Below are 16,961 nucleotides of genomic sequence, written 5' to 3'. Positions count from 1 at the left end.
AAGATTTCCGGCAAACCTCGCATTATTTCTACTCCGCTCTAAGGGCCTGCATCGGTTCGACCGACGCAGCGCGCCGTGCGGGAATGAGGCAGGCTGTGACCGCGGTGACAAGTAACACAATGGCGACCGAGGCCAGGACAGAGAGGTCGAGCTTGCCAATCCCGTAGAGCGTACTCTGCATGCCTCGGCCAACGAAGTAGGCTCCCACGAGGCCTACCGTGAGGCCGACTGAGGCAAGCACTAAGCCTTCGCGAATCACGAGAGCGACGACGCGGCCGCGGTTGGCGCCGAGCGCCATGCGAAGCGCGATCTCCTGGGAACGCTGCGTCACCGAGAAGGACATCACGCCATAGGCGCCGAGTGCGGCAAGCAGAAGCGCCACCGTGGCAAAGCAGACAAAGAGCACCAGCGTGAAACGGTCGTTGGAGAGGACCAGGCCACGAATCTCCTCCATAGAGCGGGGTTGCGCAAGTGCGATCTCCGGGTCGACCGAGTGAACCGCCGCGGCAATACTTTTCACCATGGTGGCCGGATCGTTGACGGTGCGAACGCCAATACCTGCGTTGGACCAGGGAATCTGCCAGAAGGGGATACGCATCTCAGGGCGAGGAGTGCTCGACTCCCGGCTATGCACGGTGTGATACACGCCGACGATCTGCCACTCCTGCGGCGGACCGAGCTTGGTGACGCCGGGAATGAGCTGCTCGACCGAGACACGCTGCTGCAGCGGATCGACGCCCTGGAAGTATTTCTTCACGAAGTCCTCGTTGACGACAGCGACCTTCACGCTGGAGCCGGCATCCTGATCGGTAAAGGAGCGGCCGTTGACCATGCGAATACCAAAGGTCTTGAAGAAGTCGGGCGTAACCATACCAAAGCCGGTGTTGGGGCGCATGGAGGGGTCGTTGAAGGCGGGCTTACCGACAATCGTGAACGGCATACCAAAGCCCGCGCCGAAGAGAGGAAGACCGGTCATCGCGGAGACGGAGGTCACTCCCGGGACCGCACTGACACTGGCGAGAATCTGTTTGTAGTACGCGATGATCTTCTCTGGGTCTTTGGGGCGCGAGTCGGGAACGGGCAGAAAGAACGTGAGGACGTGGTCGGTGCTTAGGCCAAGGTCCACTCGAAGAAGGTTGAGGAAGCTGTGGATCGCGAGGCCTGCGCCCGCCAGCAGGGAGAGAGCGAGGGCGAACTCCCCGATGACGAGTGATTGCCTTAGACGATGGCGTCCAGACCCTACCCCCGTGCGATTGCCTTCTTTCAGCGTCTCGCCAGGATCGACTCGCGAGGCATACCACGCCGGAGCGCTGCCAAAGAGAAGACCTGCGAGTGTGGTGAGGGCGAGAGCAAAGAGCAGCACAGGAAGATTGAGATGGAGATCGGCCTCAGTCGGCAATGTGCCGCGAGGCATCATAGCCACCAGACCCTGGAGCATGGCGTAACCAACGCCGATGCCGAGAAGTCCTCCGGTAATGGCAAGCAACAGACTTTCCGTGATCAGTTGCTCGAAGATGGTTCTTCGGCTTGCTCCAAGAGCAGAACGAACGGCTAACTCCTTCTGTCGTGCGAGGCCGCGGGCGAGCAGCAGGTTTGCGACGTTGACGCAGGCGATGAGCAGGATGAAGGCGACGGCGCCGAGCAGAAGCCAGAGCGTCTGCTTGCGTTCGCTGGGCAGGAAGTCGTTTTTCAGGGGTTCGACGAAAACACCCCAGCCTTTGTTGCTCTTGGGATTTGCCTCGGCGATGTGGGTCGCGACCGCATCCATATCGGCCCGCGCCTGCTGGATGGTGACACCCGGTTTGAGGCGGGCGATCGAGAGAAGCCAATGAAAATCGTGGTTGAGTTGTTCGGGCTTGAAGACGAGGGGGACAGTCAATTGAGATTCCGCCCTATCGTCGAGACCGGGAGAGAGGACGCCAACCACGGTGTAGGGCTCGCCATTAATGCGCATCGACTGGCCGATGATCTTTTTGTTACTGCCAAGGTGAGACCAGAGCTTGTGGGTGAGAATCACCACGTGGTTCTTACCGTCAGTCCCCTCCTCCGGCAGAAAATCGCGGCCCAGGAAGAACGGACGGCCAAGCATCTTGTAATAGCCCGCGGTAACCTGTCTTCCGTCGATGTTTTCTGGCTGGTCTTTACTGGCGATGTTGAAGGAGCCGCCGGTGAAGGCGTTAATATCCTGAAAGCTTGAGTTCTGCCGCTTCCAGTCCGTGAAGTCGCCGGCGGAGATTCCGTTGTGAAAGGTCTGAATCTTCGACCAGACAACAACGAGCTGATCGGGGTCAGGGTAAGGCAGCGGCGCAAGCAGGGTGGCGTAGTCTACGGTGAAGATGGCGGTGTTAGCGCCGATGCCAAGGGCCAATGTGAAGAGAATTGTGAGGGTGAGACTGGGATTCTTCCAGAGTGCGCGCGCGGAATACTGCAGATTGCGCAAGAGATTGGACATGCACGACCTCGCGATTGAAGCTTCAGATCACGTAAACCATGGCAACCGTATCGTGAGCAGAATATTCGATTCCGATCGTTTGCCGGTTGCTTTTATGCAGTTGCGCGGAGATTCTCGCTGTCTTTCAAGACGAACGCCTCGATCCTGAGTTAGCGGAATTTCGGAAATTTTGTCCGAATGCGGACAGCTCCGTCCAACGGTGAACAGCTTGCAAAGGCGATCGCGCATCAAACGCTTGATTATGAAGCGAAATTCTTTGGCGTGGCGAGTGCAAGTCCACAGGCGGGAGGAAACCCATGCCTTACTTTGAACGAGTCAAGGACAGAATCTCCGGCCCCTTCAGCCCGACTCTCATCACGGAACGTCAGAAGGCCGGATGGCAGTTGGTTTCGATCGAGTGGCGTCGAGAACTTCCGGAGTCGGAAACACCTCATGAACCGGAACACATGGAAGAGATTCCTTATGGTCTCCGGCTTTCCGACGATGGCCTGCGTCTGGAGATCGATCCCTACGAGAACTCGGTTTTGATGCAGATGATGGACCTGCTGGGCCAGGACTTTTCCTACTCCCAGATCGTCAGCGCCCTCAATGAAAGAGGCCTGCGAACCCGGGCCAATGCTCCGTGGGACCGAGTGAGCCTACATAAGATGATGCCAAGACTGATTGAGGTCGGACCCAGGCTCTTTGCAGGAGACCAGTGGAAGAGTTTGCATACACGACACAAGTAGCTATTTCGGCAAGGCTGAAGCCGTGCCGTTAAGCAAACATTTCGCGTACGCGCGAACCCTCGTTCCTCATCGTTGTGGAGCAGCTCGTACGTAGGACTGCCACTCCTTCAAGCGCTGAAGGCGCGCTCCATACCAGCCTGGAGCAACGCCCCAGGTTTGATGTCCGGAAAGATAATCGAGGGCTGAAGGCCCGATCTATAGTTCGGGCTCTTCCAATCTGCGGAAACCACACCTACAGGAAACTGCTCTAGCCGCTCAGTGTCCAAACCTCCGCAGCCGTCTCGGACTGGCTGCGGAGGCTTTTGCATTCGTGAATTTCGCACGTGACGATCAGCGAGCCTCTTACTTCGCCTGCGCCAACTCCGCAACCACTGCAGCAGCTTTATCGAGTATCTGCTTCATGCCCTCCAGCTGACCGCTCTCCATTGCATCCTGCATGGTTTCATTGCCGATGAAGGTGACTTTCGTCCGGCCGTTTCCAAGATCTTCGAAAAGGATCACATCGTGCGCATCCTCGATGACCTCATGCTTGATTCCCAACTGCTCAGGCTCGACCCTGTTTCCATCCGGGTCGGAAAAGTACATCGAGGAAACGATCTTCTCGTACGGAACAATCTCATGGTACTCACCACCGTTCCAGAACTCCTGCCCATCCGGCGATTTCATGCAGTAGAGAAATTTTCCGCCCACGCGAAAATCCATTTTGCATACAGGACAAGTGAAACCCTTCGGGCCCCACCACTTCATCACATATTCCGGATTTGTCCACGCTTTCCAAACCAATTCGCGCGGAGCATCAAAAACTCTGGTTACAACCAGCCGCTCTGTCTCATTTACCGTGCCTTCTGGCATCCTTCACCTCCGCTTTCTTCATTTCATTCACCACGACTTCCAGCTTGTCGAAACTCTCTTCCCAGAATTGGCGATAGCTCATCGCCCAGTCGCTGACAGTCTTGATCGCTTCCGGTCTGAGCGTGCAAATACTCTCTCGGCCACGCTTTGTCTTGATCACAATCCGGGCCCGCACCAGATAGGCAATATGTTTTGAAATCATCTGCTGCGAGAGGGCAAAAGGCTCCGTCAATCGATGCACCGAGGCAGGCCCATGCGAGAGCCGCTCGACCATCGCCCGACGGGTCGGATCAGACAAAGCCGCAAATGTTGTGCCCAATCGATCCACAACCGAATGGTAGTGGATTTTCTGCTGATGTCAATGTGAATTTCAAACATCGAGATCGGGAGTGGTGGTTCGCGCGTAGCGCGAATGTCTTGCTTAAGGGCACGGCTTCAGCTGTGTCGTAAAACGCATCGCGAGAAATTGCTTTTAAGCCCTATTTCTATTGAGCAAGAAAGACGTGTTGAGCGCTGAAGGCGCGATCTATACCAGCCTGGGGCAACGCCCCAGGTACGGAGATAGAAAACGGTAAGAGGGCTGAAGGCCCGATCTATAATCCCTAATCGTCACAAACGAAACGGTTCCTGAGACCGCTGTACGCCTAGAGCATTTTCCCTGTTGCTGGGTATCCCGGAAGAGGCGTGCAGCGGCGTTTTCATTGCGGAAAACGCCCATAGATGCGGAAGCCCTACACCACACCTACAGAGAAAATGCTGGTATCGAAACGATACGGCCGGCTTGAAGACCTTTCTATAGGGCGGGCCTTCAGCCCTTTAACGTCTGGGGGCGACAAACCCTGGGGCGTTGCCCCAGGCTGGTATAGAACGCGCCTTCAGCGCTTGATTCTCTGTACCGATATTTGCCTCACTGTACGAAACCTTGTTCTAGACCTACAGGGAAAATGCTCTAGTTGTCCCTCAACGCGCGTACCGGATCAATAAGGATTGCTCGCCGTGCCGGCAATATACAAGCGATGGCCGAAGCAAACAAGAAAATCCCCGCGATAACGGCGAGCACCGAAACATCGCGCAAACTGCTCTGGGTCCAGCGATGCACGGCATCGCTCAGCCCGATGCTGAGCAGAATGCCAAGAACGAGCCCAACCCCTGTGGTGCGAGCTGTTGAGGTCATCGTGAGCAATAAAACGCTCAATCGCGGTGCGCCCAGGGCCGAACGAATCCCGATCTCGCGGGTTCGCTGCTCGACAGAGTACGCGACAACGCTCGCCAGGCCGATAGCAGCCAGGGCCAGTGCAATGGCCGAAAACACCGAGAAGAGAGCCGCAATGAAGCGTTCGTGTGACCAGACGAACGTGGAAAGATACTCATCCATCGAGTAGACAAAGCTGACGGCCTGGTTTTGATTGAGCGTGCGGATATTGGCGCTGATGGCATGAAGCAGCGTGGCGGGATTATTAGCAGTGGTGCGAATCAGAATACTTGCACCCTGACCGACGAGAATAGAAGAAGGGATATAGGCCTGAGGGAGAATGGGCCGATGCAATCCCGCGTTGCGCACGTCGCCGACGACGCCGACTACCTGGAAGGGCTGGCTGATGTTGGGTGCCTGCAACAGATTGCGCGGGACGCGCGAAAGTTGCTCAGGGATGATCTGTTTCCCGATGGGATCGGAGCCAGGGAAGTAATGCTGGGCAAAGGTCTTGCTGATCACCGCCAGATGCGCGCCGTGAAGAACTTCTTCGCGCGTCAAAACTCGTCCCTCGAGCAGCGGGATATGAAGTACTGCGAAGTAATCGGAGTCGATCAGATTCACCCCGGTTGTGCGACTTGGGTCGGGTGCACTTCCCACGATCTGTACGGGCTGGACCCAGTTGCTGTCCGGTGGAATGCCTACTGCAGAGACTGAGGCGGCCGTGACTTCGGGGGTGGTTTTGATCTTTTCAATCACCGCATCGTAGTAATTCACCCGTTCCTGCCACCCCGGGAACGAGTTGTCCGGCAAATTGACTCGAAGCGTGAGGACCTGATGTGGGTCGAAACCAAGCTGCGCGGCGTAGGCCTGCAGGAAGTTGCGCATGGCGGCGCCTGCGCCGGCGAGCATGAGAACGGTGAGTGCCGTCTGTCCAACAATAAGCACGGACCGCGTCCGGGCGCCATGAGAAGCCGTGCTGCGCGAGCCCGCCGACTGGATGATTTGACTGATGTGGGGATTCGAAAACTGCAATGCCGGAGAGATACCAGCCAGGATTCCGATAGCGATCGAAACGGCGGTGCTGAACAGAAGAACCGGCGTATTCAGCGTGATGACGACTTCATGCGGAATGGAATACTCCGGAATCAAACCAGTGATCAAGCGTATCGAGAGATGCGCGAAAACCACGCCCAGCACTCCGCCCGCAACCGACAGGATGACTGCCTCCGTGAGCAGTTGCTGCATGATGCGGCGGCGAGACGCGCCGAGAGCAACCCGGGTTGCGATCTCTTGCGAACGGGCGGTTCCACGGGCGAGCATCAAGATGGAGACGTTGCCGCAGCCAATGAGAAGCAGCAGTGCGACTGCAACGAACAGCACAAAAAGCGTGCCTTTGAATTGTCCGAGGATCCAATCGTTCAGGGTATCCACCTTGAGGCGATAGCCATCACGCGGCAGGAGTGTTGGTTCCGTGCGACTGACCTGCTGTACGAAGCCGGCCAGTTCCCCGCCCGCCGCAGCGGTCGAGATACCTGACTGAAGTCGTATCAGCGTTTGAAAGCGGCTCTTCGGATCGATCCCGGCCGGCATGGGTACATACACGTCGGAGTCGTGCCAGGTAAAGCGTGGGCCAACCACCCCGACGATGGTGTACTTCCGGTGATTGAGATCGAGATCCTTCCCGATCACGTTTGGATTCGATGCGAAGTGGCTCTTCCAGAACAGATAACTGATGACCGCCACCTGGGGAGGCGCTACACCTGCCGGCGCTTCAGAAGCAGTAAAGATCCGGCCCATTACCGGTGGTGCCCCCAGGAATTGAAGCCCATTGCCTGTCATCTCCAGCACCTTGACCGACTGCGGAATATCGCCGTCCGTCGCGACCATGCTGGCGTCGTTCTGCGCGAATGCGTCTTCCACCGATCTGGCCTGACGCAGTTGGTAGAGCTCCGAAAGCGTTAAGGGAATGTCTCTGCCAAAGCCCTGCTTGTTCTGGACGGTGACAAACGCAATGCGATCAGCGTCACGGTAGGGATAGGGGTCGATCAAAACCCCATAAAGCACGCTGTAAACGGCCGTGGTAGCCCCGATACCAAGTGCCATCGAGAGAATTGCGGTAAGGGCATAGGTATAGTGCCTGGTGATCTGCCTGCGAGCAAAGGAGAAATCGTGAAACAGCGTGAACATGGGCTCTTACTCCAGCTTCCTGGGGCGCTCGTTGTCTAAGAGGAGGAAAGGCAATTCGAATGCCAACTCGAAAACGCGCTAACTCCTGCAAATTCAGCGCAAATTGCCAGTGCAGCTTGGCGGGAGTGCCCGGAGACGGGCAGTGGCGTCCGGATGTGGACGACGAATCTCTATAGAGCAGCCTATGGGAACCGCTCTACTCCGTTCGGAGCGCCTTCATTGGATCTAACCGGGAAGCACGCCATGCGGGAGCCAGGCAGGCCAGAACCGCAACCGCCAGCAGCGTCGCAATCACGCCGCAGAGAACCGCCGGATCGAGAGGCTTCGTTTCGAAGAGCATCGACTGGAAGATGCGTGTCGCCACGAAGCTCATCAACAGACCAAGTCCGAGCCCGAACAGCGCCGGCCGCAAGCCATCCATCAGCATCAACTGCAGGAGCTGATCTCGTTGCGCGCCGAGCGCCATGCGGATTCCCAGTTCCGAGGTTCGCTGCGTAGCAAGGTACGAAAGCACACCGTACAATCCCACCGAAGCAAGAATCAGCGATAGAACAGCAAACGTCAGCACAAGGGTTGCGCTCAGGCTCGCATTCACCAGGGACGCGCCAATGATCTGGTTCATGGTAAGCACATCTGAGACCGGAAGTTCCGGATCGAGCGACGCAATCTGCTTTTGCAGCGGCACCGAGAATTGCAATGCATCGGTTGCCGTGTGAACCGCGAGTGTCGCACCGCCCCGGCCCTCAAGGATGGGGAAATACACTGTTGCCTTCGGCGCCTTGCCGACCTGGTACAGGATGTCGCCGACGACGCCGACAATCTCCCAATCCACCAGGTTCGGCGCTCCATCGTGAGCGCGCCCTGGAATATGCAAATGTTTTCCGATGGGATCTTCGCCTGCGAAATATTGCTGAACGAGCTGACGGCTCACAATCACCTTGTACGAGCGCGCGCCACGTTCGTCGCTGGTAAAGAATCGTCCGCTCACCAGCGGAATTCCGAGCGCGCTGAAGTAGCCTGGATCGGCCCAGCGTGTCATCGCGTCGGGCAGGTGCTCGCCCGCATTAAGCGGAGGATGCTCCTTCACCGTGAATTCGTCAGTACCCCAGTATCCTGTTCCCGGAACCGTGGTTCCCAAGGCAGCGCCGCGAACTCCCGGCATCGCTCTCACTCGCGCCAGCAGCGCTTCGTTGAAGGCGTTTTGTTTCTCAGGCGTGTCGTACTTCTTGCCGGGCAGGTTGTATTGCAAGGTGAGCATGTTGTCTACGACGCAGCCGACATCAGCAGCGCGCAATTGCATAAAACTTTTGAGCAGCAGCCCGGCGGCCACCAGCAGCACCACGGTGATGCCAATCTCCGCCGTAAGCAGCGACTTTCTGAGCACGGTGCGCGAAACACTGCTCGACCCGGTCCGGACCGAGGTTTGCAGGGCCGTCAGCATCGACTTACCTGTGGTGGAAAGCGCGGGCAGCAAGCCTGCAATCAGCGCCGCGGCGAACAGGAGCGCGCCGGCAAACGCAATCACCGCGCCATCGATGTGAATGCTCTGCGCGGTGGGCAGGTCCTTCCACGTCTTTGCCAGCCACCCGGTAGCTCCCAATGACAGCAGAATCCCGCTGATGCCGCCGGCTGCGCAAATCAAAAGACTCTCGGCCATCTGCTCGCGAATCAGGGTGGCCCGCTGCGCGCCGAGAGCGCTTCGGATCGCCACCTCCTTCTGCCGTGCCGCGCCCCGCGCCACCAGCAGGTTGGCAACATTGAGGCAGCCGATCAGCAGCATGCAGCCAACTGCGGAGAGCATCAACGTCAGCGGCTTCTTCACATCTCCGGCGAGATCCTCATTCAGCGAGCGCGAAACCACCTCTTCAGCCACCGGATCGTGTGGATACTGCAGATGATTCTGGTACTGTATGGCGCCGACCTGCGCGATTGCGTTGGCCAGGCTTACATCGGGGCGGAGCCTTGCCACCACCTGGCTCCCATGCCAGTCGTGATGCTGAAGCATCTCAGCGCTGGCATCGGCCTTGTAGGGAACCCACAATTGAATTCTGGCATCGGGATACGTGAACCACGAAGGCAACACGCCGGCTACTGTATACGGTTTGCCGTCAAGGTGAATCTGGTTGCCCACAATCTTCGCGTCGCCTGCAAACCGCCTCTCGAACACGCTCCAGGTCAACATTACGACGGTGCTGCCGCGATGATCGTCCGCGTCCGCAAAGTTCCGGCCCAATGCCGGCTGCACTCCCAGCAGTGAAAACAGGTTCGAGGAACCTGCCTCTGCGTAGACCGACTCCGGCAATTCGTTGCCCACACCAGTGAGGTTGTACCCGGCGGAACGCATGATTGCCATGTCTTCAAAGCCCTGGGTCTTCGAGCGCCAGTCGTAGAAGTCGGCCGGCGCAACCGGATGGTAGCTGAGCTCCCCTCCCCGGAAGTGTTCGTACACCATCACCAGCCGCGCGGGCTCGCGAAAAGGCAGCGGCCTCAGCAACACCGAACGCACAACGGTGAAAAGCGACGTGGCAGCGCCCAGGCACAAGGCCATGACCACAATCGCAATGAACGAAAATCCCGGCGTGCGGCGCAATGTGCGAAAGGCATATCTTACGTCGCGAGCGATAGCGGTCAATCGTTGGGGCGTGTTCTGCCTCCATAGCGACTCGCGCACCTTTTGCGCATTGCCGAACTTCAACCGGGCCCTGCGTCGGGCTTCTGCCGGTGACATGCCGCGGGCCTCATTCTCGGCCGCCTCTTCCGTCAGAAAAGCCTCGATCTCGTCCTGCAACTCGGCATCGGAGCGCTTGCGATGTAGGAATCTCAGCCAGCTCATTACACATCTCCTTCTTTGGCGATCGCGTCCTTGTGCGTATTACTCCGGACGAGAGTCCGCAGCATCCACATATCGAGGATGCCCTTGAGCATCTCGTTCTGAGGCTCGCTGCTATGGTGCATCGGCTCCTCCACTCGAAGTTCTATGGGAAGGAATCATACACCACTCGAACTTCTATGGGAAAACTCGTGTGTCCGTGAAGCCGGCTTGCGGCCGGCAAACTGCGGAAGCCGGCAATCGGTATTGTCAGGGCCCAGATTGTTACGCCTTTATCAGAGGGCTGACGCCCGCTGAACACCCATCCAGCAAAGCTGTTGGGGACCCCGCTGCTCCCACCAGTTCAGTCATCCTGTGTCAGATCAACTGAATTTTCGATACGCCCTAGGCATCATCGGCCCGTCAATGGGATATTTTGCGAGCTTCAGAAAAGCGCGCTTCTCGTTACTCACAACGCTGGTGGATCATGTCTTCAATACGCTGTTTGTCAATAACGGAACGCACTTCCTGAATCTTGCCCTCACTATATCGGTAAAAAACATTCTCATTGAAAATCACGTGACGGCCATTGATCTCGATGCCCAGAAACCTGGCCGTTGGATGACAATCGAAGTGAAGAATGGCGGCGACAAAGGGAGGTTGGATGACCAAAAGGTCTACGTGGAAGTGAAGATCCGGAATCTCCTCATAATTGGCAGCAAGCATCGCTTGATAGCCGGCCAGACCGAGCTGCTTCCCGTTGTGTACGACGTCATTTCCTACGTATGAACTCAGGCGTGACAGTTCTCGTTGGTTTAAGCAGCGGATGTACTCTTCGTACCTACTCGACAGATCCATGCGGCCTCCAGCCAATGAGATGCGGTGTTGGTAGTGAACGATATGCTAAGTATCCGGCTAGATCATTTTCACTGCAGGTGTACCCAGAGGATCCGCATCTCGTATCTCTGGGTATTTGACTTCCCCTCATTACTGTTTTACTCTAGGCTTGCTGTAACAAGGCCTTATGGAAAATAGTAAGAATACAGCCCGCGATCTCTTTCCCGGCGCACTGGAGATGATGATCCTGGAATCTCTCCGCCGCCAGCCCGCGCACGGATACGCTCTGGTTCAGCACATCCAGCAGCGCTCGAACAACCTGCTTCAGGTCGAAGAGGGCTCGTTGTACCCTGCCCTACAGCGCCTGCTGAAAGGTAAGCTCGTCAAGGCGGAGTGGACGGTATCGCCTTCCACCAACCGTCGCGTGCGCGTCTACCAGATCACCAAGAGCGGTCTGCTTCACCTGGAGCGCGAGATCTCCAGCTTCGATCGCATGCTGGAAGGCATCCAGATGGTACTCGGCCCCCAGAAGCGCAACGCCATTTCCTAGGAGGCTGCGATGAGCTGGTTCGAGCGAATCTTCCGTCGTCGGCGCCTTTACGATGAACTCTCCGAAGAGATCCGCGAGCACATCGAAGAGAAGATCGAGCAGATCATGCGTCTCGAAAATCTCTCGCGCCCTGAAGCGCGGCGAGTGGCTCTGCGGGCTTTCGGCAACGTGACTCTTCTGGAGGAACGCAGCCGCGGAGTCTGGCAATGGTCCACGCTCGAATCCATCTTTGCCGATCTCAAGCTCACCCTGCGGCGCCTGCGCAGAGCTCCGGGCTTTGCCGCGACCGTTCTTCTCACGCTCGCCATCGGCATCGGCGCCAACACCGCGGTCTTCAGTGTCATCAATAGCGTGCTGCTCAAGGCGCTGCCCTATCCAGACTCCAACAAGCTCATCGCGCTGCGCCTTGATGCGCCGGGCGCAGGCGGGCTTGCCAGTTTCTCCAGCGGACTGGCAGTCTCTCCATCCATGTATCTGACCTTCGCCGAGCATAACCGAACCTTTCAGTCGATCGGATTATGGTCTCCGAGTGCTTCCAACGTCACCGGCGTCGAACAACCCGAGTGGGTGCACACAGCCCAGGTCAGCGACGGTGTGCTGCAGACGCTCGAAGTTCCACCTCTGCTGGGCCGCTGGTTTTCGGCTGCGGATCAGGATCCCCACGGCTCCAAAACGGTCATGCTGAGCTACGGCTACTGGCAACGTCGCTTTGGCGGAGACCGCGGCGTCATCGGCCGCGCCATCCAGATCGATGCCCAGACCAGAACCATTGTCGGCGTCATGCCGCGCGGCTTCCACATGGTCGATCAGGATTTCGATCTCCTGATCCCACTCGCACTCGATCGCAGCCAGCTCAAACTCGCGCCTTTCTGCTGCAACGGAATCGGCCGGCTCAAACCAGGAATCCAAATCGATCAGGCCAACGCCGACATCGCTCGTCTTCTTCCCTTATGGATGGACTCGTGGTCCAACGGGCCCGGCACCAATCCGCACTGGTACGAGAAGTGGAAGATTACGCCGAACTTCACTCTCCTCAAGCGCCAGGTCATCGGCGACGTGGGCAAAATGCTCTGGGTCGTCATGGCCACCATCGCGGTCGTCATGCTGATCGTTTGCATGAACATCACCAATCTGCTGCTGGTACGCGCCGAATCTCGCCATCAGGAGATCTCCATACGCGCCGCACTCGGCGCCGGACGCGCCCGCATCGCCCGCGAGCTGTTACTGGAAAGCGTCGTGCTCGGACTGATCGGCGGTGTGCTCGGCGTTGGCGTCGCCGCCGCGGCCCTGCGCCTGCTCGTCTCCATCGGTCCGGCCAATCTGCCGCGCCTCAGCGAGATATCTCTCGACGCACGTTCCGTCGTATTTACCTTCGCGATTTCGCTGTTCTCCGGACTCCTCTTCGGCTCGCTCCCCGCATGGAAATACGCCTTCCGCCGGAGATCTGCGCTGCTCGACGGCTCCGGGCGCACCACCAGCATCAGTCGCGAACGCTATCGCGCACGCAACGTGCTGGTGGTCACTCAGGTGGCGATGGCCCTCGTGCTGCTGGTGTGCGCTCTGCTCATGGTCCGCACTTTCGCCGCGTTGCACAATGTCGATCCTGGCTTCGCCGACGCCCCGCATATACAGACCGCAAGCACATGGGTTCCGGATCAACTGATCGCCAGCCCCGAGATGGTCACGCGCATCGAGAACGAGATCGTCGACAAACTATCCGGCATCCCTGGCGTCACCTCCGCCGGCTTTGCCGGCGCCGTGCCCATGGATGGCAACCAGCCCAACTGGGATACCCTCTACCTGAAAGGAAAGGACTACGGCGGGACCGAGCCTCCAATCCGCTTCTTCAACTACATCTCACCCGGCTTCTTCCACACGATGGGCACGCGTCTCGTCGCTGGACGCGACTTCACCTGGGCTGACATCTACAGCCTCCGGCCCAACGTCATCGTCTCAGAAAACTTCGCCCGCGAATCATGGGGCTCCGCACAGGCGGCCATCGGTAAGCAGGTTCGGGAATTCTCCAGCATGCCGTGGCAGGAAGTGATCGGCGTCGCCGAAGATGTGCATACCCTGGGTGTCGATGAAAATGCCCCGGCAACGGTCTACTGGCCGGCCATGCTGAAGAATCCATACAATCCGCAGCCGCCGATTATGCCTTCGCGCGTCGTGACCTTTGCGATCCGCACCGACCGCGCCGGAACCGCCGGCCTGCTTAGCGAAATGCAGCAAGCCGTGTGGTCGGTCAATGCGAATCTGCCCCTGGCCTCCATGCAGACCATGCAGGAGATCTATGGCAAATCCCTGGCCCGCACCTCATTCACACTCGTAATGCTGGGAATCGCCGCAGCGATGGTGCTCGCGCTCGGCATTGTCGGGATCTACGGCGTCATCTCCTACGCCGTCTCACAGCGCACCCGCGAGATCGGTATCCGCCTTGCGCTCGGCGCCCGCAAGAACGAGCTCCGCTGGATGTTCGTCCGGCCAGCCTTAGTACTCACCGGGATCGGAGTCGTCCTGGGCCTCGGAGCCGCTGCGGCCGTCGCACGGCTGATGAGAACACTGCTGTTTGGGATCAGCCCTCTTGATCCAGTGAGCTTCGTAATCGTGCCGCTCATCCTCATCCTGGCCGCCGCGCTCGCAAGTTTTCTACCGGCCTCTCGCGTGGCTGCCGTCAATCCCGTGGATGCGCTAAGAGTCGAGTAAGCCAAAGGGGCAACCGACCTCGTTGAAAGCAGTTCACCAAATTTTGTAGGCGGCTGGATAAATCGGTGATGGGTGGGAGAAGCGGGCTTCAGCCCGCTGATAACAGCGCAAAGTAAGTGGGCTTCAGCCCTGGGCACTTTATTTGACCAAGAGAAAGGCCCAGGGCTAAAGCCCATTTCCTCTAAGACCGAATGACCGTGGGCTGAAGCCCACGGCTCCCACCAGTGTTAGATCAATCGAATTTGTCGATACCGGATTCGAACATTCCTCCCACGGCGTGTTCGTGTATTCACTTTGCATTTGGAACTATGGAATGCGCCTTTCCACCCGAATGAACAAGTTCATTGGGGCCCCGGCCTTCAGCGCTTACCCTGATGCCCGATCTTGAACTTCATTCCCTGAGGCTTGTACCGTTACCGTTGTGAGGACAACCGCATATGAAAGCTCAGTGGATTCTCTTAGGGGCAGGCCTGCTCGCCAGTCCAGTCTTTGCCCAAACCAATAGCCCTGAAGCATTAGTGCAGCGGCAGATATTAGACGAGCTTCGAGCTATCCGCCGTGATCTGAAGGCGGGTTCAACCCTCCAGTTGCTGTTAGCCGAACTACAAATCATGCAGGCATCCCTGGATCGTGCCATTCAGGACAGAAATGCCCTCAAGGCGCAAGTCACTCAACTGACTGCCGACAAAGTTGCCGCGCAAGGCGAGGTGACCAGATTCGAAGACGGTATGAGCAAGGTCACCAACCCAGAACCGCAATTTGTTGCCAGACTTAACGAGATGAAAGATCAGGTCCAGAAACTTGCGGCACGAGAAGCGGCGACATCAGAGCGTCTGGAAGAGGCTGAACGCCGAATGAAAACTACTCAATCGGACCGAGATGATATCCAGGGTCAGCTCAGCGATCTTGTGAAGAAGCTGAGCGCGCCTAATTAGCTGAATCGCAGGGATGTCTATAGAGCCTGCTAAGCTGGGTTGCCGGTCGCGACAGTTCGAACCTCCGGTAGCGTGTTTATCGATACTGGCTTCTATCAAAATATTTTTGTGGTTGAAACTTTCAAAGCCGAATGCGGTCTAAGCCGCGCATGAGAATGATAGGAAGGCTGTGCGGACTTCTCTTGCTGGCTTGTGCGGCCCTGACGTGCCATGCGCAGAAAGCGGCATTGCCGCGTGTTGAAGATAGTCCCTGCCTCTATGTGCCTGGCGAAGGATACGAAGCCCGCTGCGGCTATCTTGTTGTGGCCGAAAACCGTGAACGTCCTGAAGGCCCGTCCATCAAGCTTCCATTCATCTACGTAAAGAGCAAGAACACTGCCAGGCGCCCCGATCCGGTGCTGTACACGGGCGGCGGCCCCGGTGTCAGTTCCCTGCATCCTGTGACTTCCATCTCCCGCCGATCGTTACTGGCCGACCGGGACTATATCGCTTTCGAACAACGAGGTACGCACTTCGCGCTGCCAAACCTGGAGTGCGATGGCGAAGGCGTGGAGGTCCAGAAGGCATATCTCGAACATCGCTCGCCCGACGCCGCACGGATTGCAGCGGTGCGGGCGTGCCGCCAGAAACTGATCGGACAGGGTATCGATCTTTCCGCATACAACACGGATGAAAGCGCAGCTGACATCGAAGATTTGCGCCGAATGCTCAAGATCGACTCGATCAACCTAATGGGGATTTCTTACAGCGGCGGCCTGATGATGGCCGTCCTGCAGAAATATCCCGAACACATCCGGTCGCTCATCCTCGATTCACCTCTTCCGGAATTCGTGAACATCGATGAGCAGGAATTAGCGAACTTCGATGAAGCTCTGACAACGGTGCTGGACAGTGGAGAGAGGAAGCTCACGCCTCGGTTTCACGCGTACTTCAGCTCTCTAGAGGGCAAAAGCTTTTCGATCCGTTACCGGCTCAAGGATGGCCGGGATGTTGATTTGAGCTATGGACGCAGTGAACTGCTGAGCATCCTGCACAGCAAACTGGAGGACTACGACGGGATCAAGCAGCTGCCGCAAATCGTCCTCGACATGGTCAGTGGGGACGCCGAGCGATACGTGAAGGATTACTTCGACGGTGTATTCACCAATAACGGAGGACTTTCGGGAATGCGCATCTCCGTCTACTGCTCGGACAAAATGGCCTATGAAGATCCCGACCTGATTGCACAACAGGAAAAGGTGATGCCGTGGCTGGCAGGCTTTCATGTGAATGACGTCTTCGGATCCGTGTGCCGCGAGTGGCCGGTAAAGCCGATCCATCCAGCAACTAAAAAGCCGTACTACAGCACCGTACCGGTACTGCTCGGAGCAGGTGGACTCGATGACGCATGCAGGCCAATCTATAACGACCTGATCCACCACTATTTTCTGAACAGCCAACGGCTATTGTTCATGAAGCGGATGCATGGGCCGCTGCTGAACTCCCTCGAGGGAGATGTGTACATCTACGAGTTTCTCAGCGCGCCGGACAGGCGGCTCGCTTCCAGGACCGACATCGAAGTTTATTAGAGAATTTTCCCTGTTGCTGAGTATTTCGGAAGATGAAGCAAGGGTTGAGAAGAACGACGGTTCGCGCGTAGCGCGAATGCCTTGCTTAAGGGCACGGCTTCAGCCGTGCCGAAATTGCTGCAAATGATCGCGGCTTTAGCCG

General features: G+C 57.6%; 12 protein-coding genes. 5 read left to right on the top strand and 7 right to left on the bottom strand.

Annotated elements, in window-relative coordinates; genetic code table 11:
* Positions 1 to 28: 28 nt before the first annotated feature.
* Positions 29 to 2,452, bottom strand: coding sequence for an ABC transporter permease (locus tag OHL21_RS06160; protein WP_263416374.1), 2,424 nt, complete (start codon positions 2,450 to 2,452; stop codon positions 29 to 31).
* Positions 2,453 to 2,748: 296 nt separating this feature from the next.
* Here OHL21_RS06160 and OHL21_RS06155 point away from each other — a divergent pair, with 296 nt between their 5' ends.
* A complete protein-coding gene (locus tag OHL21_RS06155) occupies positions 2,749 to 3,180 on the top strand; it encodes a recombinase family protein (RefSeq protein WP_263416373.1) in 432 nt (143 codons plus the stop codon).
* Between the two features lie 342 nt (positions 3,181 to 3,522).
* Here the strand turns inward: OHL21_RS06155 and OHL21_RS06150 are convergent, their stop codons facing one another.
* The 6 genes from OHL21_RS06150 to OHL21_RS24460 form a co-directional block, all read right to left on the bottom strand.
* Positions 3,523 to 4,032: an SRPBCC domain-containing protein gene (locus OHL21_RS06150; RefSeq protein WP_263416372.1), complete on the bottom strand. Its 510-nt coding sequence runs from the start codon at positions 4,030 to 4,032 to the stop codon at positions 3,523 to 3,525.
* On the bottom strand, positions 4,010 to 4,360 hold the full coding sequence (locus OHL21_RS06145) for an ArsR/SmtB family transcription factor (RefSeq protein WP_263416371.1): 351 nt from the start codon (positions 4,358 to 4,360) through the stop codon (positions 4,010 to 4,012). The genes OHL21_RS06150 and OHL21_RS06145 overlap by 23 nt, the downstream gene beginning before the upstream one ends.
* 621 nt (positions 4,361 to 4,981) lie before the next feature.
* A complete protein-coding gene (locus OHL21_RS06140; RefSeq protein ID WP_263416370.1) occupies positions 4,982 to 7,414 on the bottom strand; it encodes an ADOP family duplicated permease in 2,433 nt (810 codons plus the stop codon).
* A gap of 196 nt (positions 7,415 to 7,610) precedes the next feature.
* Entirely contained in the window at positions 7,611 to 10,247 is a 2,637-nt protein-coding gene (locus tag OHL21_RS06135) for an ABC transporter permease (RefSeq protein WP_263416369.1), read from the bottom strand.
* Positions 10,247 to 10,369 carry a hypothetical protein gene (locus OHL21_RS06130; protein WP_263416368.1) on the bottom strand — a complete coding sequence of 41 codons (123 nt, stop codon included), beginning with the start codon at positions 10,367 to 10,369 and terminating at the stop codon, positions 10,247 to 10,249. The genes OHL21_RS06135 and OHL21_RS06130 overlap by 1 nt, the downstream gene beginning before the upstream one ends.
* Before the next feature lie 319 nt (positions 10,370 to 10,688).
* Complete coding sequence (locus tag OHL21_RS24460; protein ID WP_399257519.1) at positions 10,689 to 11,081, bottom strand: ester cyclase; 393 nt, start codon at positions 11,079 to 11,081, stop codon at positions 10,689 to 10,691.
* A 166-nt stretch (positions 11,082 to 11,247) separates the two neighbouring features.
* Between OHL21_RS24460 and OHL21_RS06120 the strand changes: the two genes are divergently transcribed.
* The 4 genes from OHL21_RS06120 (at position 11,248) to OHL21_RS06105 (ending at position 16,819) form a co-directional block, all read left to right on the top strand.
* A complete protein-coding gene (locus OHL21_RS06120) occupies positions 11,248 to 11,610 on the top strand; it encodes a PadR family transcriptional regulator (protein WP_263416366.1) in 363 nt (120 codons plus the stop codon).
* 9 nt (positions 11,611 to 11,619) lie between these two features.
* Positions 11,620 to 14,316, top strand: coding sequence for an ABC transporter permease (locus OHL21_RS06115; RefSeq protein WP_263416365.1), 2,697 nt, complete (start codon positions 11,620 to 11,622; stop codon positions 14,314 to 14,316).
* A 437-nt stretch (positions 14,317 to 14,753) separates the two neighbouring features.
* On the top strand, positions 14,754 to 15,251 hold the full coding sequence (locus OHL21_RS06110) for a coiled-coil domain-containing protein (protein WP_263416364.1): 498 nt from the start codon (positions 14,754 to 14,756) through the stop codon (positions 15,249 to 15,251).
* A gap of 227 nt (positions 15,252 to 15,478) precedes the next feature.
* On the top strand, positions 15,479 to 16,819 hold the full coding sequence (locus OHL21_RS06105; protein ID WP_263416363.1) for an alpha/beta hydrolase: 1,341 nt from the start codon (positions 15,479 to 15,481) through the stop codon (positions 16,817 to 16,819).
* Positions 16,820 to 16,961 lie beyond the last annotated feature (142 nt).

This window comes from Terriglobus albidus, from assembly GCF_025685425.1.
In the GTDB taxonomy this organism is placed as follows: domain Bacteria; phylum Acidobacteriota; class Terriglobia; order Terriglobales; family Acidobacteriaceae; genus Terriglobus; species Terriglobus albidus.
The sequence above is the reverse complement of the archived record's forward strand: the minus strand, read 5'-3'. Positions and strand labels throughout refer to the sequence as shown.

Bases quoted from the DNA above. Each gene is read 5' to 3' on its own strand.
- OHL21_RS06120 (WP_263416366.1), top strand. From the start codon at position 11,248: ATGGAAAATAGTAAGAATACAGCCCGCGATCTCTTTCCCGGCGCACTG.
- OHL21_RS06110 (WP_263416364.1), top strand. From the start codon at position 14,754: ATGAAAGCTCAGTGGATTCTCTTAGGGGCAGGCCTGCTCGCCAGTCCA.
- OHL21_RS06150 (WP_263416372.1), bottom strand. From the start codon at position 4,032: ATGCCAGAAGGCACGGTAAATGAGACAGAGCGGCTGGTTGTAACCAGA.
- OHL21_RS06130 (WP_263416368.1), bottom strand. From the start codon at position 10,369: ATGCACCATAGCAGCGAGCCTCAGAACGAGATGCTCAAGGGCATCCTC.
- OHL21_RS06155 (WP_263416373.1), top strand. From the start codon at position 2,749: ATGCCTTACTTTGAACGAGTCAAGGACAGAATCTCCGGCCCCTTCAGC.
- OHL21_RS06160 (WP_263416374.1), bottom strand. From the start codon at position 2,452: ATGTCCAATCTCTTGCGCAATCTGCAGTATTCCGCGCGCGCACTCTGG.
- OHL21_RS06135 (WP_263416369.1), bottom strand. From the start codon at position 10,247: ATGAGCTGGCTGAGATTCCTACATCGCAAGCGCTCCGATGCCGAGTTG.
- OHL21_RS06115 (WP_263416365.1), top strand. From the start codon at position 11,620: ATGAGCTGGTTCGAGCGAATCTTCCGTCGTCGGCGCCTTTACGATGAA.
- OHL21_RS24460 (WP_399257519.1), bottom strand. From the start codon at position 11,081: ATGGATCTGTCGAGTAGGTACGAAGAGTACATCCGCTGCTTAAACCAA.
- OHL21_RS06140 (WP_263416370.1), bottom strand. From the start codon at position 7,414: ATGTTCACGCTGTTTCACGATTTCTCCTTTGCTCGCAGGCAGATCACC.